The sequence below is a fragment of the Paraburkholderia sp. GAS32 genome (assembly GCF_050434225.1).
Lineage (GTDB): Bacteria > Pseudomonadota > Gammaproteobacteria > Burkholderiales > Burkholderiaceae > Paraburkholderia > Paraburkholderia madseniana.
Window position 1 is genome coordinate 202,337 of the sequence record NZ_JBNPVS010000004.1, and the last position, 24,865, is coordinate 227,201.

At 61.9% G+C, this 24,865-nt stretch carries 24 protein-coding genes and 2 pseudogenes; 20 read left to right on the forward strand and 6 right to left on the reverse strand.

Going from position 1 to position 24,865, the window contains the following annotated elements; translation table 11 throughout:
* Positions 1-55: 55 nt before the first annotated feature.
* From P3T25_RS06735 to P3T25_RS06755, 5 genes are all read left to right on the forward strand, one after another.
* Positions 56-910, forward strand: coding sequence for a fumarylacetoacetate hydrolase family protein (locus P3T25_RS06735; RefSeq protein WP_429357812.1), 855 nt, complete (start codon positions 56-58; stop codon positions 908-910).
* A gap of 93 nt (positions 911-1,003) precedes the next feature.
* Positions 1,004-2,671 (forward strand): bifunctional 3-(3-hydroxy-phenyl)propionate/3-hydroxycinnamic acid hydroxylase, encoded by a 1,668-nt coding sequence (locus tag P3T25_RS06740; RefSeq protein ID WP_429357735.1) that lies wholly within the window; start codon positions 1,004-1,006, stop codon positions 2,669-2,671.
* Positions 2,672-2,681: 10 nt separating this feature from the next.
* Positions 2,682-3,524: a VOC family protein gene (locus tag P3T25_RS06745; protein ID WP_429357736.1), complete on the forward strand. Its 843-nt coding sequence runs from the start codon at positions 2,682-2,684 to the stop codon at positions 3,522-3,524.
* Positions 3,509-4,234: a class II aldolase/adducin family protein gene (locus P3T25_RS06750; RefSeq protein WP_429357737.1), complete on the forward strand. Its 726-nt coding sequence runs from the start codon at positions 3,509-3,511 to the stop codon at positions 4,232-4,234. The genes P3T25_RS06745 and P3T25_RS06750 overlap by 16 nt, the downstream gene beginning before the upstream one ends.
* 240 nt (positions 4,235-4,474) lie before the next feature.
* Entirely contained in the window at positions 4,475-5,242 is a 768-nt protein-coding gene (locus P3T25_RS06755) for an IclR family transcriptional regulator (RefSeq protein WP_154563621.1), read from the forward strand.
* A 15-nt stretch (positions 5,243-5,257) separates the two neighbouring features.
* On the opposite strand, the gene P3T25_RS06760 is transcribed toward P3T25_RS06755, so the two are convergent.
* Positions 5,258-5,599: a hypothetical protein gene (locus P3T25_RS06760; RefSeq protein ID WP_174825309.1), complete on the reverse strand. Its 342-nt coding sequence runs from the start codon at positions 5,597-5,599 to the stop codon at positions 5,258-5,260.
* On the opposite strand from P3T25_RS06760, the pseudogene P3T25_RS06765 reads away from it, so the two are divergent.
* The 13 genes and pseudogenes from P3T25_RS06765 to P3T25_RS06825 form a co-directional block, all read left to right on the forward strand.
* A pseudogene (locus P3T25_RS06765) lies at positions 5,510-5,776 on the forward strand (FAD/NAD(P)-binding oxidoreductase); the annotation flags it as partial. The gene P3T25_RS06760 and the pseudogene P3T25_RS06765 sit on opposite strands and share 90 nt — an antisense overlap.
* 275 nt (positions 5,777-6,051) lie before the next feature.
* Positions 6,052-7,149 carry a branched-chain amino acid aminotransferase gene (locus tag P3T25_RS06770; RefSeq protein WP_154563623.1) on the forward strand — a complete coding sequence of 366 codons (1,098 nt, stop codon included), beginning with the start codon at positions 6,052-6,054 and terminating at the stop codon, positions 7,147-7,149.
* An 817-nt stretch (positions 7,150-7,966) separates the two neighbouring features.
* A complete protein-coding gene (locus P3T25_RS06775; RefSeq protein WP_154563625.1) occupies positions 7,967-9,013 on the forward strand; it encodes an LLM class flavin-dependent oxidoreductase in 1,047 nt (348 codons plus the stop codon).
* A gap of 47 nt (positions 9,014-9,060) precedes the next feature.
* Complete coding sequence (locus P3T25_RS06780; RefSeq protein ID WP_429357738.1) at positions 9,061-10,533, forward strand: aldehyde dehydrogenase; 1,473 nt, start codon at positions 9,061-9,063, stop codon at positions 10,531-10,533.
* Between the two features lie 10 nt (positions 10,534-10,543).
* Positions 10,544-10,858 (forward strand): NIPSNAP family protein, encoded by a 315-nt coding sequence (locus tag P3T25_RS06785; RefSeq protein ID WP_429357739.1) that lies wholly within the window; start codon positions 10,544-10,546, stop codon positions 10,856-10,858.
* Between the two features lie 60 nt (positions 10,859-10,918).
* The gene (locus tag P3T25_RS06790; protein WP_308102515.1) at positions 10,919-11,980 is read left to right on the forward strand and encodes an ABC transporter substrate-binding protein; all 1,062 of its coding nucleotides are present in this window, start codon (positions 10,919-10,921) and stop codon (positions 11,978-11,980) included.
* 85 nt (positions 11,981-12,065) lie between these two features.
* The gene (locus P3T25_RS06795) at positions 12,066-12,899 is read left to right on the forward strand and encodes an ABC transporter permease (RefSeq protein ID WP_233464978.1); all 834 of its coding nucleotides are present in this window, start codon (positions 12,066-12,068) and stop codon (positions 12,897-12,899) included.
* A gap of 1 nt (position 12,900) precedes the next feature.
* Positions 12,901-13,698 (forward strand): ABC transporter permease, encoded by a 798-nt coding sequence (locus tag P3T25_RS06800; protein WP_154563633.1) that lies wholly within the window; start codon positions 12,901-12,903, stop codon positions 13,696-13,698.
* Positions 13,695-14,777 carry an ABC transporter ATP-binding protein gene (locus tag P3T25_RS06805; RefSeq protein ID WP_168435831.1) on the forward strand — a complete coding sequence of 361 codons (1,083 nt, stop codon included), beginning with the start codon at positions 13,695-13,697 and terminating at the stop codon, positions 14,775-14,777. The genes P3T25_RS06800 and P3T25_RS06805 overlap by 4 nt, the downstream gene beginning before the upstream one ends.
* 94 nt (positions 14,778-14,871) lie before the next feature.
* Positions 14,872-15,561 carry a GntR family transcriptional regulator gene (locus P3T25_RS06810; protein WP_372342457.1) on the forward strand — a complete coding sequence of 230 codons (690 nt, stop codon included), beginning with the start codon at positions 14,872-14,874 and terminating at the stop codon, positions 15,559-15,561.
* 185 nt (positions 15,562-15,746) lie between these two features.
* Positions 15,747-16,334: an amino acid synthesis family protein gene (locus tag P3T25_RS06815; protein ID WP_154563637.1), complete on the forward strand. Its 588-nt coding sequence runs from the start codon at positions 15,747-15,749 to the stop codon at positions 16,332-16,334.
* Positions 16,324-17,151 carry an alpha/beta fold hydrolase gene (locus P3T25_RS06820; protein WP_154563639.1) on the forward strand — a complete coding sequence of 276 codons (828 nt, stop codon included), beginning with the start codon at positions 16,324-16,326 and terminating at the stop codon, positions 17,149-17,151. Before P3T25_RS06815 ends, P3T25_RS06820 begins: the two co-directional genes overlap by 11 nt.
* Positions 17,152-17,162: 11 nt before the next feature.
* Complete coding sequence (locus P3T25_RS06825) at positions 17,163-18,089, forward strand: flavin reductase (RefSeq protein WP_154563641.1); 927 nt, start codon at positions 17,163-17,165, stop codon at positions 18,087-18,089.
* A gap of 49 nt (positions 18,090-18,138) precedes the next feature.
* Here the strand turns inward: P3T25_RS06825 and P3T25_RS06830 are convergent.
* From P3T25_RS06830 to P3T25_RS06845, 4 genes and pseudogenes are all read right to left on the reverse strand, one after another.
* Positions 18,139-18,213, reverse strand: a pseudogene (locus P3T25_RS06830) (4Fe-4S dicluster domain-containing protein); the annotation flags it as partial.
* Between the two features lie 74 nt (positions 18,214-18,287).
* The gene (locus tag P3T25_RS06835; RefSeq protein WP_429357740.1) at positions 18,288-19,229 is read right to left on the reverse strand and encodes an electron transfer flavoprotein subunit alpha/FixB family protein; all 942 of its coding nucleotides are present in this window, start codon (positions 19,227-19,229) and stop codon (positions 18,288-18,290) included.
* Entirely contained in the window at positions 19,226-19,999 is a 774-nt protein-coding gene (locus P3T25_RS06840; protein WP_168435836.1) for an electron transfer flavoprotein subunit beta/FixA family protein, read from the reverse strand. The genes P3T25_RS06835 and P3T25_RS06840 overlap by 4 nt, the downstream gene beginning before the upstream one ends.
* Before the next feature lie 46 nt (positions 20,000-20,045).
* Positions 20,046-21,233 (reverse strand): NAD(P)/FAD-dependent oxidoreductase, encoded by a 1,188-nt coding sequence (locus tag P3T25_RS06845; protein WP_154563649.1) that lies wholly within the window; start codon positions 21,231-21,233, stop codon positions 20,046-20,048.
* Between the two features lie 186 nt (positions 21,234-21,419).
* Between P3T25_RS06845 and P3T25_RS06850 the strand changes: the two genes are divergently transcribed.
* Positions 21,420-22,385, forward strand: coding sequence for a LysR family transcriptional regulator (locus tag P3T25_RS06850; protein ID WP_154563651.1), 966 nt, complete (start codon positions 21,420-21,422; stop codon positions 22,383-22,385).
* Positions 22,386-22,643: 258 nt separating this feature from the next.
* On the opposite strand, the gene P3T25_RS06855 is transcribed toward P3T25_RS06850, so the two are convergent.
* Positions 22,644-23,249 (reverse strand): helix-turn-helix domain-containing protein, encoded by a 606-nt coding sequence (locus tag P3T25_RS06855; protein WP_154563653.1) that lies wholly within the window; start codon positions 23,247-23,249, stop codon positions 22,644-22,646.
* Positions 23,250-23,473: 224 nt separating this feature from the next.
* On the opposite strand from P3T25_RS06855, the gene glnT reads away from it, so the two are divergent.
* Positions 23,474-24,862, forward strand: a complete 1,389-nt coding sequence (gene glnT / locus P3T25_RS06860) for a type III glutamate--ammonia ligase (protein WP_174825311.1) — start codon at positions 23,474-23,476, stop codon at positions 24,860-24,862.
* Positions 24,863-24,865: the final 3 nt, after the last annotated feature.

Consider the following 24,865-nt stretch of genomic DNA (forward strand, 5'->3'; position numbering starts at 1 on the left):
TGACGTGAATTCCAGTTGCGTTATGATTCAGACATCGATTCCGGAGGGACATGAGATGAAGCTGGTGAGTTTCGAGTATCGGGGTGCCACGTCGTTCGGCGTGGTGGATGGCGATAGCCTGGTGGATCTGGCGCCCATCGCCGGCGAAGTTGGCGGGACGTTGAAGGCGGCGCTGGCGAAAGGGAGCCTGCCGGCAATCGCGCAATGGGTCGCCGGCGCGAAGGAGCGCATCGCGCTGACGGACGTGAGGCTGTTACCCGTTGTGCCGGACCCGGAGAAGATTCTGTGCGTCGGCATCAACTACCTGTCGCACGTGAAGGAGACGGGGCGGGAGATTCCCACGTTTCCGATGATCTTTACCCGCTGGGCTGATTCGCAGACCGCACACGGCGGCCCGATTGTTCGGCCCAGTGCGTCTGAAAAACTGGACTTTGAAGGCGAATTGGCAATCGTGATCGGCAAGACCGCGCGTCACGTGCGTCGGGAGGATGCCGCGCAATACGTCGCCGGATATTCCTGCTACAACGACGGCAGCGTGCGGGACTGGCAGAAGCATACGATCCAGTTCATTCCGGGCAAGAATTTTCCGTCAACCGGCGGATTTGGACCGTGGCTGGTCACGCCCGATGAGGTCGGCGATCCGTCGAAACTGACGTTGATCACACGCCTGAACGGCGTAGCGGTCCAGGAAGCGAAAACCGACGACCTGATCTTCGACGTGGGTCAATTGATCGAATACTGCTCCACGTTCACCGAACTGCGCCCGGGTGACGTGATCATCACCGGAACCACAGGCGGCGTCGGTGCCTTCCGCTCACCTCCCTTGTGGATGAAGGCTGGCGATGTGGTTGAGGTCGAGATCTCCCGCATCGGCACGCTGCGCAATGTGGTGATCGACGAGGCCCGCTAGGAATAAATGTCCAGGAGGCGCCCGCCTTACGGTGGGCGGCTGGTGCGCGTCCCTGGTGACGTCGCCGGTAGCTGATGCTGATGGAGTCAGGAATTGAAGATTATTCATGCCGACGTACTCGTAGTCGGAGGTGGTCCGACCGGGCTGGCGCTCTCGAATGTGCTCGGGAGCGCAGGCGTGCAGTTCACGCTCGTGGACCGCAAGCCATCCACAATCGCAGAGCCGCGTGCTGTATCGATCGACGACGAGTCGCTGCGAACCATGCAGGCAATCGGGCTTGCGGAGCCCGTGATGAAAGACGTCGTTCCTGGTTACGGCGTTCATTACTTTACGCGTTACGGTGGGCGGTGCTTTGGCAAAGTGATTCCGACTGCCAGCGAATATGGCTTCCCGCGCCGGAACGCGTTCCGACAGCCTCTGTTCGAAGCAACGGTGCGCGAGGGGTTGAACCGGTTCGAATGCGGCCAGGTGCTGTTCGGTCATACGCTCGAGTCCTTCACGCAGGACGACGAGGGGGTGGTCGCCCAGGTCACGGCTCACGATGGCGCGCAGATGGAAATTCGCGCACGGTACCTCATTGCCTGTGATGGCGGCCGCAGTCCGGTGCGCGAAATGCTCGGTATCAAGATGGTCGGCTCGACGTTCAAGTCGCGATGGCTTGTCATCGATACGGAGGACGACGACGATACGTTCTCGCAGATGCGGGTCTACTGCGACGCGAAGCGGGCTGTCGTCGACGTGCCGGGACCACACCGCACGCGGCGGTTCGAGATTCTGGTTCATCCCGATGAGTCCGCCGACGCGATCATGGAACCCGCAGCGATCCGGAAACTGCTCATGCCGTTCCGGGGCGACCGGGAGACGAACATCATTCGCGAGGTGGTCTATACGTTCCACGCGCGGGTTGCTGAACGCTGGCAGGAGGGGAGGGTATTTCTCGCCGGTGACGCCGCTCACCTGACGCCGCCCTATGCCGGGCAGGGAATGAACAGCGGCGTGCGAGACGCGTTCAACCTCGGCTGGAAGATCGCCGCTGTGCTGGAGGGGCGCTTGCCTGCCCAGGTGCTCAACACCTACGAGATGGAGCGCCGCGAGCATGCATGGGCGTTGATCCGCCTTGCGCTCAATCTTGGCACGGTGATGGCGCCGTCATCGCGTCTGAGCGCGTTCCTCTGGCAGTCGTTCTTTACCTTCGCCGGTCATATCCCGCCGCTGCGCGACTATTTCCTGCAGATGAAGTTCAAGCCCAAGCCGCGCTTCAAGGAGGGGTTGCTGGGACCGGAGGACGATCTCGGCAAACAGAGTTATCGCGGGCGCATGCTGCCGCAACCCCTGGTTCGGACCGCCGATGGCAGGACATGCCTGCTTGATGATCTGGCAGGTCAGGGGTTCGCACTCATCCAGTATGGTCCGGCTAATGTCAGCGGGCTGGCTGCGCTGGATCATCCGCTGTGGAGAACGTTACGTTGTACAAGGGTGCATGTCTTGCCTGCCGGCTCGCCCTTTCCGACGCTTCGAAGTGGCGCCTCGCACAGATTTGTTGTTGACGTTAATGGCGTGTTTGAAACGCCGCTCGCACACCACGAAGGACGCGTGCTGCTGTTACGCCCTGATCGCTATGTTGCCGGGTCTTTCAAGGTGGAGGAGCAGTCACGGTTCGCCGCTGTCTATGCAGCACGACTCGGTATCGATCGCTTTGACGAGCGTGTGGCGGATGTCGTCACGGTGACTGAGTCCGCTGCTGCGTCATCGCATGTCTGAGGGGAATATCATGGTAACTACGCTTCAGCAGGCCACGCCTGCACGACTGCATCATCTGCATATCGTGTCGGATGATCCGCAACAGCTCGCTGCTTTCTATCGCGCCCGGCTTGGCCTTGAGGATGTCGAGTCGCTGGACGACAGGATCGTGCTAACGGGGCCGTCGCGCGCGGTGGAAATCAGCGATTCCCGCAGCGGGCGTTTGCCTCATTCGGGTTTCGTGCTCAAGTCCACGCAGGAACTCGACAGACTGCGTCAACGATTGACCACGAGCGACGTTCAATGCTTGCCTACCGACAGCGTGCTGTATCAGTCCGGGGCGTTCATGGTTCGTGATCCCCAGGGCCGGCTGGTTTCTTTTGGGCTGGCGGCTGACGGGCCGCAGCGAAATGGTATGCCGGGGCGCCTGCAACATACCGTATTCCAGACGACGGAACTGGAACGTGTGATTGCCTTCTATACGGAAGTCATCGGCTTTGCGATCTCGGACGAGGTGGTCGACGACAGCGGCAAACCGATGGTGGTCTTCATGCGTTCTGACGACGAACACCACACGCTCGCGTTCTTTCAGGGCAGCCAGAATGTCTGGGATCATCACTGCTACGAGACGAGCGAATGGAATGACATGCGCGATTGGGGCGACCTGTTCGCGAAGGCGGAAGTGCCGATTTTCTTCGGGCCGGGCCGCCATGGACCGGGCAACAACCTCTTCTTCATGGTCACGGACCCGGATGGCAACCGGTTGGAATTCTCGGCGGAACTGGCACACGTCAGTATTGACGATGCGCCGGGTGTCTGGCCGCATGGCGAACGTACGCTGAATTCGTGGGGACGCGCATGGATTCGAACCTAGAACAGGTCATTGCCGAGCTGGTCGTTGCGAATCATATTCTGTTCGACGAGCATGTTGTCGACGCGTTTGGGCACGTCAGCGTACGGCATCCCGGCAAGCCGGGGCATTTCCTGCTTTCGCGCTCCATGGCGCCATCGCGGGTACGTGCCGAGGACATCATCGAGCATGACGAAAATGGTGAACCGGTCGATGCGAATGGACGAGGCGTGTATCTGGAACGGTTCATCCATGCCGAAATCTATCGGGCACGGCCCGACGTCGTTTCGGTGGTGCATAGTCACTCGGCATCCGTCATTCCGTTCGGTATATCCCGGGTGAGCCTGAAGCCTGTATTTCACATGGCCTCGTTCCTGCATGGCGCTACGCGCTTCGAGATCCGGGAGGGTTTCGGCGATGAAACCGACCTGTTGATCCGCGATGCGGAGAAAGGCCGCTATCTGGCCCAGGCGCTTGGTGGCGCCTGTGTGTCTCTGCTTCGCGGTCACGGTTCGGTCGTGGTCGGTTGCAACCTGCGCGAGTCCGTGTATCGGGCTGTCTACACGGAGGTCAACGCGCGGATCCAGGCTCAGGCGATTGCGCTCGGTACGGAAGTCGACTATCTGAGCGCTGCGGAATCCGGTGCTGCTACCCGGGCCAACGCGACCCAGACCAGCCGCTGCTGGGACCTGTGGGCCGAGCAGGCGGCGGCGCGGCGCAAGACGGAAGTCTGACGCAAGTTCAGACGACTCGAGACGCTGACATCGCGGCTGCCGTGATTGTCCGGTCAATATGCATTCTTCAATACGGCCGCATCGGCCGCAATCCAGCCGTCCGCACGGACGGCGACTTCCCGCCTTGGTCCCACATCGATCAGATCTTTGATCGGCGTGGGGCGCGGTGTTTACATGGATTGCACAAAATTATCTAAAGGTGAGAAAATTTAACCATTTTCCTGCCAAAAAATACTTGCCATGGCCGCATCTGACCGTTCTCTTTCCGTCCTGAAACTCTTCACGGTCGAGCATCCGGAATGGACCGCGGAAGACGTTGCCGCAGCTTTGGACGTTGGAATTGCCACGGCCTATCGTTATCTGTCTGCGCTCGACGAAGCAGGGTTGATCGCCACGACCCGTCCTGGTCGCTACGGCCTGGGGCCGGCGATCACACAGCTCGACCGGCAGTTGCAGTTGACCGACCCGCTGCTGATCGCCGCGCGCCCGGTCATGAATGATCTGTCTGCCTACGCGCCGCCCGGCTCGGTCGTGTTGCTGTGCCGTGCAGTCGGTGAAAGCGTCCTGTGCATTCACCGCGTGCATGCACCGGGCAGTTCGCCGGCAGTCAGCTACGAACGGGGACGGCCTATGCCGCTGTTCTATGGCGCGACGTCGAAGATGCTGCTCGCGTATCTGCCGCCGAGGCGTGTGAAGGCGCTCTTTGAGAAGCACACCAAAGCGATCGCGAAGGCGGGGTTGGGCAAGACACTTCCCGCCTTTCGGTCTGTGCTGGGCGAATGGCGCAAAGCCGGTAGTGTCGTGACACGAGGAGAGGTCGATACCGGTTTGGTCGGGATCGCGGCGGCCATTCTGTCGGCTGACAGGACGGGCGTCGGAAGCATCAGCTATGTCGTGACCGGGCAGACAGACGAGAAAACGATTGCTCGCCTCGCCGCACTGGTCTCGACCGGTGCGCGGGAGATCGAGATGGAGTTGCGCGACGAAACGGCTGCCGTTCCGTCCTGATTCGCTGCTCCGGTTTCAGGTCTGCCTGCGAGCAGATTGATCCGGCCCGGCATCGACGCTCGCCTCGCGATTTCCACGCGCCGAAAGCTTCCCCGCCTGGATACCCATCGCGCCAATGGCCACAGCGGCCAGCGCGGCCGGTACCGCGAGGCTATTGAAGATGAGCTGGAAGTCCCAGCCCATCGTCAACAGAATTCCGCCGATGGACGCACCGACGATACCGCCGATACGGCCGATTCCGAGCATCCAGCTTACGCCCGTCGCGCGGCAGGACGAGTGCGCGAAATGGCACGCCTCGGCTGCACCGGGCCGAACCAGACCAAGTTCTTCAGCCGGTGCGGTATGGGACCCTGCCAAGGTCGTCTGTGTGGGATTACCGTCACGCAAATATTGGCCGAATCACGGCACGAGACGCCGCAGCAAATTGGAGCGTATCGCGCGCGTGCGCCAATCAAACCAATCCCTCTGCACTCGCTTGGCGGATTGCATATTGGTTTAGGCGAAGCAAATACTGATGAGGATGCCTCGGAATGACGACTCAAATTGAACGCATTGACGTAACCACGCGCATGAGCAAGATCGTGCGTCACGCTGAATGAGGTGTGGGAATCATGGCTTCCCGCCGGAGATGCCCCCGCGTACGACTGTGCAGGCACATCTTGCTTCTGAGGAACTGCTGGTAGAAATCACCATTGTGGCCGCTGTCGTATAGGCTGGAAGACGTAGAAGACCGGATACGTGGCCAATGGCACCAATGCCGTTTACGATGGCAGAATTCAGGACACGCATTTTTTTGGAGGTACTGAGACATGAGCACTGAGAATCAACTGCGGTTTGTCATTGAGCCGCACGCCAACTCTACCCCCGCTGACCAGATTGCCGCCAAGCTAGTCAACCCGGTGTTCGGGCGCGTCTTCTCCGATCACATGGTCACGATCCGCTGGACCGAGGGTACGGGCTGGCATGACGCCAAGGTCGAAGCCCGCCGTCCGTTCGAGATCGACCCAGCCTGCGCGGTGCTGCACTATGCGCAGGAGATTTTCGAAGGCATGAAGGCGTATCACGGCGAGGACGGCAAGATATTGCTATTCCGGCCGCAAGCCAACGCCAGGCGTTTCCGTGAATCGGCCGAACGCATGTCGATGCCGCAACTGCCTGAAACCGCGTTCGTTGAAGCGGTCGAAAAGCTGGTTGATATCGACCGCGCATGGATTCCGGCCGCCGAAGGTGCCAGCCTTTACATCCGCCCGTTCATGTTCGCTTCGGAGAGTTTTTTGGGCGTACGCGCTGCGCACGAGTACATCTTCTGCGTGATCGCCTGTGCGGTTGGTCCCTACTTCAAGCCCGGCAAGTCGGCCGTCACCGTTTGGGTGTCGGACAAATACACGCGCGCCGCTTCGGGCGGTACCGGCGTCGCGAAATGCGGCGGCAACTACGCTGCCAGCCTGATTGCGCAGACCGAAGCGTCCAGCAAGGGCTGCGACCAGGTCGTGTTCCTCGACGCCGCGCAACACAAGTGGATCGAGGAACTGGGCGGCATGAACGTGTTCTTCGTGCTGGACGATGGTTCGCTGCGCACCCCGCCCCTGTCGGGCACGATCCTGCCGGGCATCACGCGCGCCTCGATCATCGAATTGGCCACGCGTGAAGGTATCGCTGTCGACCAGTCGCCGTACTCGTTCGAAGCATGGCAAGCGGACGTCGCCAGCGGCCGCGTTAAGGAAACATTTGCCTGTGGCACCGCGGCGGTCGTCACGGCGATCGGCGAGGTCCGTCATGCCGGCGGCGAGTTCAGGATCGGCGACGGTGGCGAAGGCCCCGTCACGCAACAGATTCGCACCAGGCTCACCGGCATACAGCGTGGCAGGATCGCCGATCCGTTCGGCTGGGTCCATCACGTCGCTTGAGCGATTTGGCCGAATAATATGGACTGAGTAATTTGTCTGATGCGCGCCGCCGGGAGATAGCGACACCTACCAGGAACCGGCGGCGCGATCATTGACGTCAGAGTCAGTGCGTTATCCAGGCCCCGCAATTCGTGATTGTCCGCCGTTTCGGCTCACCAATTACGGTGCTCGTGCGGACCTCTACGGATGCTTCAACATAGACCTGCGTCAGTTGACTCTCGCGAAGCGGTAGCGGATGCACTGACGACTTTCATTTGCTTTTGCCAAGCCATTGATTTTCACCGTGGGGAGCCTAAGGCCTCGGTATGAATGATGCCAGGGTCGTCACGCATTTCCGAAAAGATATCGGCGATCGGAGTAACGCTTGCGCGCATTCACCGTGTTCCAACGCACGCGAGAAGCTGCTTACCCCACGCGGCGGATTTTTGCCAAGGCAACAGCCCCCGCGGTAGGCCTGATGGGTGCGGCGCTTGGGTGCGTCTGAGCGCACGTGAGATGACGGACGCCAGTCCCTGATTCCCGCGGACGAAATCGGCGCCGTACCCTGCATGAACGTGACCTGTGCCGATCGCCGCAGCAGGTTCGGCGAGTCCTGTTCCTGGCCAACCACGCCTACACCATCGCTTTGGGCGCTCCGCCGGCGGCAGCGCGATATATTATGGTATTCCATAATATTGAAACGCTTGATCTGAGCGCTCTGGTGGAATACCGTAATACCAACCGCGGCGTCCCAGCGGTCGACACGGAGCGACGGCGTCCTTCAACGAGCGCCGGTCGCGGCAGGACCGACTCCCAGCTTTCTGCATACAGGTCGATCATGAAATTCTCGCTGTTTGCTCATATGGAGCGTTACGACGCTGCCACGCCCCACCGGCAACTCTTCGACGAGCTGACCGAACTCGTTCGGATCGCGGAAAAGGGCGGTTTTGAAACCGCCTGGATCGGCGAGCATCACGCGATGGAATTCACGATCGCGCCCAATCCCTTCATCAACCTTTCGTATCTGGCCGCACGCACCGAGCGGATTCGCCTCGGCACGGGCACGGTGATCGCGCCGTTCTGGCATCCGATTCGCCTCGCGGGCGAGGCCGGCATGGTGGACGTCGCGAGCAACGGGCGGCTCGACCTGGGCATTGCGCGTGGCGCCTACTCGTTCGAATACGAACGTCTGTTGCCCGGACTCGATGCTTTCGGCGCCGGCGCCAGAATGCGTGAACTGGTTCCTGCGTTGCGCCAGTTGTTCAAGGGCGATTACGCGCATCAGGGCGAGTTCTGGTCGTGGCCGTCCACCACGCCGGTACCGCGTCCTGTCCAGCAGCCCCATCCGCCGATGTGGCTGGCCGCACGGGATCCGAACTCGCATGAATTTGCGGTACGCAACGGCTGCAATGTGCAGGTGACCTCGCTCGCCGCGGGCGACGGCGAAGTCGTCAGTCTGATGGAGCGCTTTAACGCAGCTTGCAAGGCTAACCCCAATGTTCCGCGGCCGCAGATCATGATGCTAATGCACACCTTCGTCGGCGCGGATGCCGCCGAAGTCGACACGGCCGTCGAAGACCTGTCGCGCTTCTACTGCTACTTCAGCAAGTGGTTCAAGAACGAGCGTCCGGTGACGCAGGGCTTCATCGAGCCGTTGACCGACGCCGACATCGCGTCGTTTCCGCAATACGCGCCGGAGCAGATTCGCAAGAATCTCGTGATCGGCCAACCGGGTACCGTGATCGACCGTCTCAAACAGTATGAGGAACTCGGTTTCGATCAATACAGTTTCTGGGTCGACAGCAACATGAGTTTCGAGCGCAAGCGCCGCTCGCTTGAACGCTTCATCTCCGATGTGATGCCTGCCTTCGCTGCGCACGGCTGATTGCCGGTCGTCCTCGAATCGACGTTCTGCACTCAGGAGCAGAAGTTATGTTGAAGTCGTTCCAGCATTACATCGACGGTGAGTTCAGCGAGGCGGCCGACACCTTTGACAGCGTGAATCCCGCGACCGGCGCCGCATGGGCGACGATGCCCGCAGCCAGCGCGGCGGACGTGGACCGCGCGGTGAACGCTGCGGACCGCGCGTTGTTCGCGCCAGAGTGGGCGGGTCTGACGGCCAGTCAGCGCGGCAAGTTGCTATACGGGCTCGCGGACCTCGTTACGGCAAACGCGCTGGAGCTCGCGCAACTTGAAACGGCGGACACGGGCAAGATCATTCGCGAGACGCGCAGCCAGATCGGCTACGTCGCCGAGTACTACCGCTATTACGCGGGCGTTGCCGACAAGATCCAGGGCGCCTGCCTGTCCGTCGACAAACCCGATATGGACGTTTTCCTGCGACGCGAGCCGGTGGGTGTGGTCGCCGGTATCGTGCCGTGGAATTCGCAGCTGTTTCTCTCGGCCGTGAAGATCGGACCGGCGCTCGCCGCCGGTTGCACGATCGTCCTGAAGGCGTCTGAGGAAGGCCCTGCACCGCTGCTCGCATTCGCCAGACTCGTGCATGAGGCGGGCTTTCCGCGGGGCGTCGTTAATATCCTGACCGGTTTCGGCGTGGACTGCGGCCGCGCGCTGACGAGTCACCCGCTCGTGTCGAAGATCGCGTTCACGGGCGGCCCAGACACCGCGCGTCAGATTGTGCATAACTCCGCCGGGAACCTCGCGGCAACGTCGCTGGAACTGGGCGGCAAATCGCCGGTGCTCGTTTTCGACGACGCGGATGTAGACAGCGTCAGCAACGCGGTGATCGCAGGCATCTTCGCCGCGAGCGGGCAAAGTTGCGTGGCGGGTTCGCGCCTGTTGGTGCAGCGCGGCATCCGTGACCGGCTGCTCGCGCGGCTCATCGAAAAGGCGCGCGCGATCAGGATCGGCGATCCGCAGGATGTGGGTACCGAAATGGGGCCGCTCGCGACGCGCAAGCAACGCGATCACATCGAAGCCGTGCTCGCTGCCAGTCTCGAAGCGGGCGCCACGCTGCTGACGGGGGGCGGCCGTCCAGAAGGACACGGCGAGGGTTTCTTCTTCGAACCGACCATCGTCGATTGCCCGTCATCCACCGTTCCAAGCGTCGCGCAGGAGCTGTTTGGTCCGGTGCTGAGCGTCATGACTTTCGACACTGAAGCCGAAGCGCTCGCGCTCGCCAACGATACGAAGTATGGCCTTGCGTCGGGCGTGTTCACGCGCGATCTGACGCGCGCGCATCGGCTCATTCGACAATTGCGTGCAGGCATCGTGTGGGTCAATACCTATCGCGCCGTGTCGCCCATCGTGCCGTTCGGCGGATATGGCTTGAGCGGCCTCGGGCGCGAGGGCGGCCTCGATGCGGTGCTCGACTACACACGTACCAAATCCGTCTGGATCCGTACGTCGGACGACCCGATCGCCGACCCGTTCGTCATGCGCTAAAGAGGCTGACATGTACTACGAAATCCGCACGTACAAGATCAAAACAGGCGCGGTGCCCGCGTATCTGAAGCTGGTCGAGGAAGAAGGCATCGAACTGCAGAAGCGCTATCTCGGTGAACTCGTCGGCTACTTCTTCTCGGAGATCGGGCCGCTGAACCAGATTGTCCACATGTGGGCATATCCGAGTCTCGACGAGCGCGAAGCGCGCCGTCAACGGCTTGCGGAAGATCCCGCATGGCAGGTTTTCATTCCGAAGATTCAGGCGCTGATGGAAACGATGGAAAGCAAGATCATGAAGCCCGCCGCGTTTTCGCCGCTGAAGTAAGCACCGTATTCGCAAACCGTCCTCTCGAAGCCAGCCGTATCCTTTCAAGGGGCAGTCGTCATGAAGCAAGCGCTACGTATGCCCGCGCGGGCGCGCGCAGTGGCCGTCACTGTGGTTGCCGCCGTGGCCGCCACAGCGGCCGTGTTGATCCATGCGCCGGTGTCAGCGGCCCCCGCGCCGATCGTATTCGCCAGTTGGGGCGGGACGACGCAGTCGGCTCAGCAGAAGGACTGGACGCAACCGTTCACGCAGGCATCGGGCATTCAGGTCCTGATGGACGGCCCGACCGATTATGGCAAGCTCAAGGCCATGGTCGACAGCGGCAACGTGCAGTGGGACGTGGTCGACGTCGAAGGTGATTTTGCGTATGCGGCGCTGCGTGACGGCCTCGTCGAACCGATCGACTATTCGGTGGTAGACAAGGCGCAACTGGACCCGCGCTTCATGTCGGCGGGCGCTGTGGGCAGCTTTTACTATTCGTTCGTGCTTGGCTACAACAAGGCGGCGTACAAGAGCGGCGCGCCGGCGAACTATACCGATCTGTTCGACACGAAGCGCTTTCCCGGCAAGCGCACGTTCTACAAGTGGTCTGCGCCCGGCGTGCTCGAAGTCGCTTTGCTCGCCGACGGCGTCGCGCCTGACAAACTCTATCCGCTCGATCTCGATCGCGCTTTCAAAAAGCTCGACACGATCAAGAGCCAGATCGTCTGGTGGAGCGGCGGCGCTCAGTCGCAGCAATTGATGGCATCCGGCGAAGCGCCGATCGGCGTGTTCTGGAACGGCCGGCTGCATGCATTGCAGCAGACCGGTGTGGACGTGGGCATATCGTGGAATCAGAACCTGACCGCAGCGGACATGCTGGTCGTGCCGAAGGGCACGAAACATAAAGCCGAGGCCATGAAGCTCCTTGCCAGCGCGACGGGTGCACAGGCCCAGGCGAATTTCGCGGCGGAAACCGGTTATGCGCCCGTCAATCTGAAATCCGCCGCGCTTCTGCCGCCGGATGTCGCGAAGACCCAGCCGGATCAGTACAAGACGACGCAGATCAATCTCGACATGAAGTACTGGGCCGATCACCGCGATGAAATCGCGAAGCGCTGGTACGCGTGGCAGTCGAAGTAAAGCGCGGCCGGACGAACCCAGCGAAGGAGTCATCATGTCGAATGCCGTCAGTACTATCGCGGAACCGCCGGTCGTGGCGCCGAAGATGACAGTCGGCCTCAGGAAAATCCGGCTGATCGCGCCGGCGCTGTTCCTGCTGGTTGTGTTCTTCGTGTTGCCGGTTCTTTCGCTGCTGCTGCGCAGCGTGCTGGAGCCGACGCCCGGCATTCAGAACTACGCGCAGCTATTCGGCTCGACCACCTATCTGCGCGTGTTCGGCAATACGTTTTTCGTCGCTTCGGTGGTGACCTTCGTGACGGTTGTGATCGGTTTTCCGACCGCGTGGCTGCTCGCGATCGCGCCGCGTTGGATCGGCAAGCTGATGTTCGCGATCCTGCTGCTGTCAATGTGGACCAATCTGCTTGCGCGCACTTTCGCATGGATGGTGCTGCTGCAACAGACTGGCCCGATCAACCGTTTGCTGATGTGGCTTGGCGTGATCCATGAGCCGTTTACGCTCGTGAATAACCTCACCGGTGTGACAATCGGCATGACCTACATCATGTTGCCGTTTCTCGTGATGCCGTTGCATGCCACCTTGCGCGCGATCGATCCGACCACGCTGCGCGCCGCCGCAATCTGCGGCGCGACCCGCTGGCAGGCATTCTGGCGGGTGCTGGTGCCGCTCGCGATGCCAGGCATTGCGAGCGGCGCGCTGATGGTGTTCGTGATGGCGCTCGGCTACTTCGTCACACCCGCGCTGTTGGGCGGCCCGGAATACATGATGCTTGCCGAACTGATCGCCCAACTTGTCCAGCAGTTGCTGAATTGGGGGCTGGCGGGGGCGGCCGCGTTCGTGCTGCTGCTCGTCACGTTGTCGTTGTACGCGGTGCAGCTTCGCTTCTCGAGCCGCGCCGTGAGCGCCACAGGAGTTCACTGACATGCTGCTCGATTTCGATCGTCTTGGCCCGTTGCGCTGGCTGCTGCTGAGCGTCGGCGGAGCGGTGTCGCTGTTCCTGCTGCTGCCGGTGCTGTTCATCGTCGCGCTCTCGTTCGGTAATTCGCAATGGCTAATGTTTCCTCCACCCGGCTGGACGCTGCAGTGGTACGGCATGCTGTTTGCCGATCCGGGCTGGCTCGACTCGCTGCTGACGAGCGTCGAGCTGGGGCTCGTCGTGATGGTGCTGTCGGTAGTGCTGGGGCTGCTCGCGTCGCTGGCGCTGACACGCGGCAATTTTCGTGGACGTGCCTTGCTCAAGGCGTTCTTTCTGACGCCGATGGTGCTGCCCGTCGTCGTGCTCGCCGTTGCGCTGTATGGCTTCTTCCTGCGTATCGGCTTGACCGGCACGCTGGTCGGTTTCGTGATCGGCCATCTGATCATCGCGTTGCCGTTTTCGATCATCGCGATCAGCAACTCGCTGGAAAGTTTCGACACGTCGCTCGAGGATGCCGCGCTGATCTGCGGCGCCGGGCCGCTTGAAGTGAAATGGCGCGTCACGCTGCCGGGTATCCGGCTCGGCCTGTTTGCGGCGGCGATCTTCTCGTTTCTTGCGTCGTGGGACGAGGTCGTCGTGTCGATCTTTATGGCCAGCCCGACGCTGCAGACGTTGCCGGTGCGCATCTGGAGCACGCTGCGGCAGGATCTGACCCCGGTGATCGCCGCCGCGTCGTCGTTGCTCGTCGGACTGACCGTCGTCCTGATGTTGCTGAGCCTTGTATTGAAGAGAGGTAAATCGTGAGCGCGCCGTTTTTGCAGATTCAGCGTCTTCGCAAGACCTACGATCAGGTCGTCGCCATTGATCAGGTGTCGCTCGACATCGAGAAGGGCGAGTTCATGACTTTCCTCGGGCCGTCTGGCTCGGGCAAGAGCACCACGCTGTACATCGTTGCGGGCTTCCAGTCGCCGACCGACGGCCGCGTGTTGCTCGACGGCAAGCCGCTGCTGTCGGTCGCGCCGAACCGCCGTAACATCGGCATGGTGTTTCAGCGCTACACGCTGTTTCCGCATCTGACGGTCGGCGAGAACGTCGCGTTTCCGTTGCGCGTGCGACGCTGGGCGGAGGCGAAAGTGCGCGCGAAAGTCGATGAAATGCTCAAGCTCGTGCATCTGGCCGATTGCCGTGACCGGATGCCCGGGCAGTTGTCGGGCGGCATGCAACAGCGTGTCGCGATTGCGCGTGCGCTGGCCTACGATCCGCCAGTGCTGCTGATGGACGAGCCGCTGTCCGCGCTCGACAAGAAGCTGCGTGAAGAACTGCAGACCGAACTGCGGCGCATTCATCAGCAAACCGGTGTCACGATCCTGTACGTGACGCATGATCAGGAAGAGGCATTGCGCCTGTCCGACCGGATCGCGGTGTTCAACAAAGGGCGCATCGAGCAGGTCGGCACGGGTGAGGATCTTTACCGAAAGCCGGCGTCGCGCTTCGTGGCAAGCTTCATCGGCAATTCCAACTTCCTGCCGGTCACGTTGGCCGGCGGCCATGCGGACTCGCATGCGGTGTTTCCCAACGGCAGGCCGGTGCCGATCGCGGGCTGCGACCATGCGCTTAACGCGGGCGACGGCGGCGCGCTGATGCTGCGGCCCGAACAGATCCGTATCCGCGTGCAGGCGCCGCACATGGCGAACGATGGCTTGCCGGTCGTCGTGCGTGACATCACGTATCTGGGCGACACCATGCACTATTCGGTGGCGACGCCCTGGCAGCAGGAGATCGCGGTGCGCACAGCGGTGGGCGCCCATGAGGCGGGGCTCGCGGTGGGCGCGCAAGCCTGGCTCGACTGGGACCGCGCCCATGCGCAGGTGTTTCCCGCATGACGCGCGGCATCGCGGTCCGTAGCCGACGACTGTGCGATACTATGGTATTCCAAAAACCAACTGACCCAGCATCTCGCTTGGGAAGCTCGCCATGATCGAACAGATGCGCGTTGACCGTAGTGCGCCGACCCTTCGCGAACTCACGCTCGAGAAGCTGCGCGAGGCCATTTCGCAGGGCTTCTATCGTCCAGGCGACCGGTTGATCGAGCGAACATTGTGCGATCAGCTTGGCGTGAGCCGCACCGTGGTGCGCGAAGTGCTGCGCCATCTGGAAACGGAAGGGCTGGTGGAGACGGTCGCGCATTCCGGCCCCATCGTCGCGCGGCTCGATCCGGAACAGGTGCAGGAAATCTACGAGATTCGGGCGTTGCTCGAGTCGGAGGCGGCCCGGGCTTGCGCCGAGCTTGCAACGCCCGCGCTCGTGAAGCAGTTGCGCGAAATCCGCAAGGAAATCGAAGACGCTTTCGACAAGTCCGACTTTCGCCGGGTGTTGGCTTACACCGAACGCTTTTACGAAGCGATGTTCGCGGGCGGCCACAAGCTGATGATGCATCAGGTGGTCAAATCGCTGAACGGCCGCATCAACCAGTTACGTTCGGTGACGATCTCGTCGCCGGGGCGCGGCGTGGATTCGAATCGCGAAATGAACAAGTTGTTGAGCGCGATTGCAAAGAAGGACGGCGCTGCGGCTGCTGCCGCGTCGCTCGAGCATGTGCGGCGCACGGCAGCCATCGCCATGGCCACGCTCGCCGAGCGTGTCGCGGATCAAAGCGAAAGCGCCTGAACACTTCGTATCGTTCGCCAGAAAAACCGTCGCGCGCGACGGTTTTTTTTCGTCCGTGCACTGAAGGGAGTCTCGTAAACCCGTCGTCGGAATGAAAAATCTTGCATACGCTAATATGGAATACCATAATACTCCCAGCGCGCCGCGCACTGAGCCAAGGCGCATCTGTCTCCGGAGGAAGTCTGATGAAGCTCGAGATTCGCAAACTGATCACCTATGTGGAAGACACGTTCATCGAAGGCGGCAAAGCTGCTGCCCGGCCGTTGAAACTGTTCGCGGCTGCGGCGGTGCTGCGCAATCCATGGGCCGGGCGCGGCTTCGTCGAGGACCTGAGGCCGGAGATTCACTCGCTCGCGCCGCAACTCGGTGAAGTGCTGACGGCCGAGATTCTGCGCATCGCCGGTTCCGGCGATGCGGTGGAGGGTTACGGCAAGGCGGCGATCGTTGGGACGTCAGGTGAAGTCGAACACGCGTCGGCGCTGATTCATACGCTGCGCTTTGGCAACAAGTTTCGCGAAGCGGTCGGCGCTAAAAGTTATCTGAGCTTTACGAACCTGCGTGGCGGCCCGAACTGCCCGGTCACGATCCCGTTGATGCACAAGGGCGACGAAGGCATGCGCTCGCACTACCTGACCATCCAGTTTTCGATCATCGACGCGCCTGCGCCGGACGAACTCGTGATTGCGCTCGGTGCGTCGATTGGCGGGCGGCCGCACCACCGGATCGGCGACCGCTATCAGGATCTGAAGGAGCTGGGCTCCAATGAAGCGTGAAACCGACATCGCAAATGCGTCGATGAAAGGCGTGTTTGACGGCACGGCCTACAGCGTGGCCGGCGAGGGTGATGTCCTCGTGCTGATCCATGGCGTGGGGATGAATCGCTGCGTGTGGGAGCCGCAGGTCGCAGCGTTGAGAGCGCACTTTCGCGTCGTTAGCTACGACATGCTAGGACACGGCGCGAGCCGGCTGCCGGCCGCGTCGCCGCAACTGGACGAATACGCGGCGCAGTTGCTGGCGCTGCTGGATCACCTCGGCATTCGGACGGCGCATGTCGTCGGTCATTCAATGGGTTCGCTGATCGCGCTCGAATTCGCGTTGCGCTACCCGCCGAGGGTGACGAGCGTCACCGCGCTCAATGCGGTGTACGACCGCACGCCGTCGCAACGGGCCGCCGTCATGCAGCGCGCGGCGTCGCTGAACGGCGGGCTCGACCAGCCGAGCATCAATGCCACGATCGCACGCTGGTTCGACGACCCGGTGCCGGGTCATCTGGCGAACGTCGCGGAGCTCGTGCGCTCGTTGCTGGAGAGCGTCGATCTCGAAGGCTATGCGCGCGCGTACCGGCTTTTTGCGAGTTCGGACCAGGCGCATCTGGGCCGCTTGCCGCAACTCGCGATGCCGGCGCTGTTCATGACCGGCGAATGCGATCCGAATTCGAGTCCGGCGATGTCGGAGTCAATGGCGGCCGCAGCGCCGCTCGGCCGCGCCGAGATTATTGCCAACGAACGGCACATGATGAACGTCACGGCGCCGTCGATTGTGAATCAGCGGCTTCTGCACTTTATTCGCGATGTGAGCCGTCAGTCCTGAGGAGCAGCGCCATGACCGATTCTTCTTTTGACATCATCCAGTTTCGCCGCGCGTTGGGCGCGTTCGTCACCGGCGTGACGGTGGTGACGACAATCCAGCCGGACGGCACGCCGCGCGGTTTTACCGCGAATTCGTTCACGTCGGTGTCGCTCGATCCTGCCTTGATCCTCGTGTGCATCGCCAGGACCGCGTCGAGCCATCCGGTGTTTTCGCAGACGCAGCGTTTTGCGGTCAGTGTGCTTGCGGAAGACCAGCGGCCGGTGTCGGGCGTGTTCGCGTCGAAGAGCGCGGACAAGTTCGCACAGGTCGCCTGGCACGCACGGCGCACCGGCAGCCCGGTGATGGACGGCGCGGCGGCGAGCTTCGACTGCGAGACGCATCAGGTGGTGGACGCCGGCGATCACATCATCCTGATCGGGCGCGTGGTGGACTTCACGCATTCCAGCGCGACGCCATTAGGGTATTGCCGCGGCGCGTATGTGAATTTCAGTTTGTCGCAGGAAGCGTTGGCGGCGACTGGCCAACGTGCGCAAGTCGGCGCGATTCTCGAACATGCCAGAGGGCTCGTGCTGACCAGGACCGCGAGCGGATTGCAGTTGCCTACCGGCACGCGGCTCGAACCGTCGGCGGACGCTACGAGTTTGCGCGGCGTGCTTGACGCTCTGAAACTGAACGTCAACCTCGATTTTCTGTTCGCGGTGTTCGAGGAGAAGGGCGTCACGCACATCTACTATCGCGGGCGCGTCGTCGACGACGCGCCGGCAGTCGCGGACGTCCGCTATGTGCCGCTCGACGCGATACCATGGAACGAGATTCGCGACCCGGCCGTGCAGTCGATGCTGCGCCGCTACGTGAAGGAGCGGACCGAAGATGCCTTTGGCATCTATGTCGGCGATGTCGAAAAAGGCACCGTGCAATCGCTGATGGCAAATGCGTGAATGCATAAGAAAGGCGGCTTCGACTCCGAAGCCGCCTTTTTTACGGCGCTCACATGTTCGCGTAGTTCGGTCTATCACCACCTTCCGGCGTGACCCAGACGATGTTCTGGGTCGGGTCCTTGACGATCAGTGCGTTGCTTGCCATAGGGTTCTCTTAGCGGTCCGCCAGCGGTTCAATCGCGCCCGCCAGATGAAGCGTCATCGGCTCGCGCCTCCCGCGCCGACATGCGCTTCGATCTCGCCCACCACCTCGAACAGATCGCCGACGAGCCCGATGTCCGCGACCGAAAAGATCGGCGCGTCCGGATCTTTATTAATTGCGACGATGGTCTTCGAGTCCTTCATCCCGGCCAGATGCTGAATCGCGCCGGAGATGCCGAATGCAAGGTAGACGTCGGGTGCGACCATCTTGCCGGTTTGCCCGACCTGCGCGGTATTCGGCGCGTAGCCGGCATCCACCGCGGCCCGCGATGCGCCGAGCGCCGCGCCCATCTTTTCCGCCAGTTCGCCGAGCCGATCCATGTTGTCCTTCGATGCCAGACCGCGCCCGCCCGCGACGACGATCCGCGCGTCGGGTAATTCGCGGCCAGTCCGTGCCGATGCCTGGCGCTCGACGAGCTTCGTCCGGCTAAAGCCCGCAGCCGGTTCAAGCGTCACGCGTTGCGCGTTGCCGCCGCTGTCGGTCGCCGGCGCGAACGACGACGCCCGAAATGTCGCGAACGTCACGGCGCTGGCCGTGTTCACGTTGGCGATGACGCTTCCTGCATAAAGGCTGCGCACGAACGCGCCTTCGCCTTCCACCGCGATCACATCTGGAATGAACGCACCGCCGACAAGCGCCGCGGCGCGTGGCAGGGTGCTACGGCCGAGCGTCCGATGACTCGCGGCGATCAACGAGTATGGTCCATGCATCGCGTGCAACTGCGCGGCGAGCGTTTCAGGCACAACGCCCTCGCTCATCGCGTCGGCCATCACGAGAACGCGCTCGACACCGGCAATCTTTTCGACCGTGGATGCAAGCGCGGCATCCAGCAAGAGCACATCGACCGGCAGGCCGCGTTGCATGACCGCGGTGATGACGCGAAGCGTCGCGTCGGCCACTCGGCCGTTTTCGCTCTCAGCTACGACAAGGCTTCTCATGCGGACACTCCTGCTTGATCGAATACGCGCCGTTCTGCGAGCGCTGCGATGAGCGCGGCGCTGTCGGCGACCTTGATGCCGGGCTGGCGAACCGGCGGATCGCTGAGCTTGATGATATGGCTCTGGGGCGTCAGGTCGATTGACAGCGTGGCGGCGTCCACGATCGCGAGCGGCTTCTGCTTCGCCTTGACGATGCTCGGCAAGGTCACGCGGCGCGGCTCGGCGAGGCGCAGATCCGCACTGACGACAGCCGCGCCCTCGAGCCGCCACGTCGCCGTGCCGGTGTCGTCGTCGCACATGACGGACCAGCCTGTGCCATCCGCCGTGAGTGCGCCTGCGTTCAACGCCTGCGGCCAGTCGAGCAGGGCGGCGAGCATGGCGGCGACACCGCCGATGTCGCCGTCGATCGCCTGCTTGCCGCATAGGACGAGGCCGTATTCCCGACTCGCCATGTGAGCGTTCAGCAGACGCGCCACCGCCAGCGAATCCAGCGTGGCGGTTGCCGCCGATGTGTCGATCAGCACGGCATCGTCGGCACCCATCGCGAGCGCCGTGCGCAACACGTCCTGGCTGGCTTGCGTGCCGCACGTGATCACCGTCACCTTCGACGCAACACCGGCTTCCCTGAGTTGCAATGCCTTTTCGACGGCACATTCGTCGAACGGGTTGAGCGACATCTTGAGGCCGGTGGTGTCGATCGAACCGTTCGACGAGACCCTCACGCGGACGTTGGCGTCCACCACGCGCTTGACTGGAACCAGAATGTTGATTGTCATGACTTGAGCACCCTTTACGTTCTGTATTTACGTCCAGTAGTCAGGAGACCGCGCCCGAGCCATACTTGCCCACCAGTAGCGCGCCACTGGCGAACCGGTCGAGCGCATAGGGTGCGAGAGAAACATCCGTGGGCTGGCCGAGCGCATGCTGCGCGAGAATCTTGCCGATGCCCGGCGACAGCTTGAAGCCGTGCCCGGAGAAGCCAAAGCCGACAACGAGTCCCTCGATATCGGCGACCTTGCCCAACACCGGATTCCAGTCGGGCGTCACGTCGTAGACGCCGGTCCATGACGAAGCCAGCCCGGCGGCCTCATAAGCAGGGAAGCGTTCGGCAACTTGCGCGCCGACTTCGGCGACGTAGTCGAGCGAGATATCGCCCTGTTCGGTTTCCGGCGAGTTCAGCGTTTCGCCGACCACGCCTTCGGACACGAGCATCTGACTGCCGCCATAGCTACGGTAATAGAGCATGCCGGCCGAACCCAGGTCCTTGAACGCGGGCATCTTGAACGAGTACGCGGCGCCATCGCATTCGAGCGCGAGCACCGTGTGACGCTCAGGCTTGACCGGCAGCGGCACACCAATCCAGCCGGCGAGTTCCGGCGTCCAGATATTCTGCGTGCTGATGAGAGTTCCGCAACTGAAGTTGCCCGCGCTGGTTGCGACGCCGGTGATCCGGCGTCCTTCGCGCACGAGCCCCGTGACCGTCACGCCTTCCATGATCTTGACACCGCGCCGGCGCGCCGAACGGGCGAAGCCGGTCGCCACCAGATAGGCATCCGCAAAACCCGCCTCCGGTTCATAGCCGATCAGCGCGGCGTCGTCGAAGTTCGCGATCGGCAGGCGCTCGTGCGCTTGCGCCCTGTCGAGCAGTTGCACTTCGATGCCCATCTCCTGCTGCGCGGCGAGCGAGGCGCGCAGCGGCTCCAGCTTGTCGCCGTCGGGCGCGCAGATCAGATAGCCGCATTTGACGAGACCACAGGACGCTTCGTCGTCGCCGAGATAGTCAGCGAAATTATTGAATGCCCACCACGAAGAGCGCGCGAGTTCGACGTTCTGGCGCACCGAATAGTGCGTGCGCAACAGGCCGGACGACTGTGACGTGGTGCCCGCGCCGATCGTGCCCTGTTCGATAACCAGCACGCTTTGCGCGCCCAATGCGGCGAGATGATGGGCGACCGACGCGCCGATGACGCCAGCGCCAATCACGATGAAATCGTAGTGGCTCATGTGGACCTCTGTGTAGGCAATGAGGCGAATTCTAGGAAAACGTTGGCCGCGCCAATTTTGTATTAGGCAAACTTATGGCGAGCCAATGCAATTTCTCATCCTGTGCACCAACCGCGCGAACCTCGGCACCATGCTGTCGTACCGCACAGGATGACCGGCATGTCACCCACGCGAGCGGAGCATTTCATGAGACGAACCCCGACCCCGATCGATCTGCGCGCGTTGCAGGCTTTTGTGGCTGTCTGCGACAGCGGCTCGATGACGGGCGCGGCGAAGCAGCTCGGCGTGAGCCAGAGCGCCATCAGCCAGTCGATTGCCGCGCTGGAGCGAGATCAGGGCCTGACGCTGTTCGATCGCGAGAGCCGTCCGCCGCGCCCGAATGTAGCGGGGCGCGCGTTGCTGGAGTTGGCGGGGCCGTTGATCGAACACGCGCAGATGGTGAGCACCCGCATCGGCGATGCCTCGCAGGCCGGCAAGATGCCGGTACGCCTGGGGTGCGTCGATTCGTTCGCGGCCACTGTCGGGCCTGAATTGATTCGTGCGGTGTCGAATTCAGAGCGGCAGATTTCGATGTGGTCCGGTCTCACGCCGGGGCTTAGCAAACAGTTGCACGACCGCGAACTGGATATCGCGATCTGCACGCAGACCACGCTGAGCGACGCACGGATCATCGAAGTGCCGCTGTTTTCCGAGGCATTCGTGGTGGTGGTTGCACGCAGCCAATTAAACGGACGCCGCAATATCGACTGGCGCACGCTTGCGCTTGAGCTGCCGCTGATCCGCTATACGGCGCGCTCGGTGATCGGCCAGCAGATCGAGCGTTTCGCGCGGCATCTGGGCATCAACAGTCCGCGGCGTTACGAGTTCGACGCGACCGATCCGCTGCTGAGTCTGGTAGCCGCGCGGGTGGGATTCGCGATTTCGACCCCTTTGTGTCTGTGGCAGGCGCGGCACTATCTGGACGATATCGCGGTGATGCCGTTGCCGCCGAGCCGCCTCGGGCGGCGCGATTTTTTCCTGCTGCATCGCCAGGGCGAGTGGGAACAGTTCGCCGGCGACATCGTCATGCTGACGCGCGGCGTGCTGGACAACGCGATTCAACCGTCGCTCGCGCGGGCGCTGCCCGATCTGCCGGACGATGCATTGCGCTGATTCAGGCGCGATAGCGCGAGTTTGTATAAGTGTTGCTTTTAACGCTGCTTAACCGCACACCTCGTTTTTGTGCAAAGTCGCACCAGTCACAGCGACGATGTGCACCGCAGTCAGACTGATGAACCTTTCAGCGTCGAAATCAGGAACGGCGCATGGCGTCCAAAGCGTTTATTGGTGGGAATCTTTGATTCACTCAGATAAACATGGCACAAACGTTGCATTGATAGAGGCATCGACTGAGACGGCCGCAGCGAGCGATCAGTCAGTTGCACTCGATTGCGGATACACGAAGATCGACAGGAATTGAATGGGCGTCTTGATCAGGCGTTCCGGACCGTGCGGTATCTCGCCCTGGAAGGTGAGGGTGTCGCCAGGATGAAGAATGTAGGTTTGCTGACCGTGGCGGTATTCGATCACGCCCTTGAGCATGTGAATGAATTCGGTGCCCGGATGCTGAAACACGGGAAAGCGTTCGGCTTCGTCCTCCATCGTGATCAGGAAGGGTTCGAAAAGCTTATGCGGACCTTGGTCATAGGCAAGCAGGTGATAGGTGTGGCCGCTTTTGGTGCCCTTGCGCACCACTTCCATGCCGCTGCCTTTTTTGACGAGTTGTGCACCGCCTTGCGGCACGTCGAAATTGCGGAACAGCATGGAGAGCGAAACGCCGAGTGCCTGGGCGATGCGGTTGAGGACCTCGAGACCTGCGGAAGTCTGCGCGTTTTCGATCTTCGAGAGCATGCCGCGGCTGATGCCGGCCTGAGCGGAAACCTGAGCAATGGTCAGGCCGTGGCGTTGGCGTAATTCGCGAATGGTGTTGCCGAGGTAGCGTTCAAGCGGCGTTTTATTGTCTTCACCGATTTGCATGTAAGCCTCACGTAAAAGGAAAGCGTAGCAGATTGCAGCGCCAAGTCACGCGCAAAGAGTTTCACTAAAAGAATCTTTGTTTCTCACCAATAAAGTATCCGGCCGATTGAAAACAGGCTCGAAGCGCGCCGCAACCGGCGTTCGGGAGCGTATTGCGTAACCCGGTCACACGCGTTGTGTGTGGCTTTTCCAAACCACGAAAGATGCAGTTGCAAGGAGTGGCGATGAACTTGAACGATGCGAGCAAGCTGCCGGTCAACGAGCTCGGATGCGTGCCCCGCTTCGGCTCGGCGGAAGAGGCGCAAGCGTATCTGACGCAGCAGGGCGTGAAGTACGTGCTGGCGCAGTTTGTCGATATTCACGGCGTGGCCAAGGCGAAATCGGTGCCGGTCAGTCATCTGAAGAGCGTGTTGAAAGCGGGTGCCGGTTTCGCGGGGTTTGCGATCTGGGGAGTCGGTATCGAGCCGAACGGCCCCGACTATATGGCCGTCGGCGATCTGGCGACGCTCACGCCGGTGCCGTGGCAGCCGGGTCTCGCACGGATCGTCTGCGACGGTCATGTGGATGGCGAAGCGTGGCAATACGATTCGCGCGTGACCTTGAAGAAGCAGGTCGCACGGATGACCGAGCGCGACTGGACGCTCTTCACGGGCCTCGAACCGGAATTCTCGCTGCTGCGCCGTTCGGCGTCCGGCACGCTGGAGCCCTGCGATCCGAGCGATACGCTCGCCAAGCCGTGCTACGACTACAAGGGACTCTCGCGTACGCGCGTCTTCCTGGAAAAGCTCACCGAGTCGATGCGCGCGGTCGGCATCGACGTCTATCAGATCGATCATGAAGACGCGAACGGTCAGTTCGAAATCAACTACACGTACACCGATTGCCTGACCTCGTGCGATCACTACGTGTTCTTCAAGATGGCAGCCTCCGAGATCGCCAATGAACTCGGCATGATCTGCTCGTTCATGCCGAAGCCGTTCGCGAACCGTCCCGGCAATGGCATGCACATGCATATGTCCATCGGCGACGGCGAACGCAACCTGTTCTCCGACAAGAGCGACAAGCTCGGCATGGGCCTCTCCACGCTCGGCTACCAGTTCACGGCGGGCCTGCTCGCGCACGCGCCGGCGCTGGCCGCGCTGTGCAATCCGACGGTGAACTCGTACAAGCGCCTCGTGGTTGGCCGTTCGCTGACAGGCGCAACGTGGGCGCCGGCCTACATCAGCTACGGCGACAACAACCGTTCGACGATGGTGCGCATGCCCGGCGAGCGCATCGAACTGCGCTTGCCGGATGGCGCATGCAATCCGTATCTCGCGACGGCGGCCGTGATTGCCGCGGGGCTGGACGGCGTCGACCGTGGTCTGTCGCCGGGCGAACCGGCTAACGAAAATCTCTACGAGTGGTCGCCCGCGAAACTCGCCGAACACGGCATCGGCGTGTTGCCGCAAAACCTCGAGCAGGCGCTCGATGCGCTCGAAAGCGACCGCGTGATCTGCGACGCGCTCGGCCCGGTTGCCGATGAATTCCTCAAGCTCAAACGGATGGAGTGGCTCGAATACATGCGCCACGTTTCGGACTGGGAACTGAAGACCTACCTCGAATTTTTCTAAGGA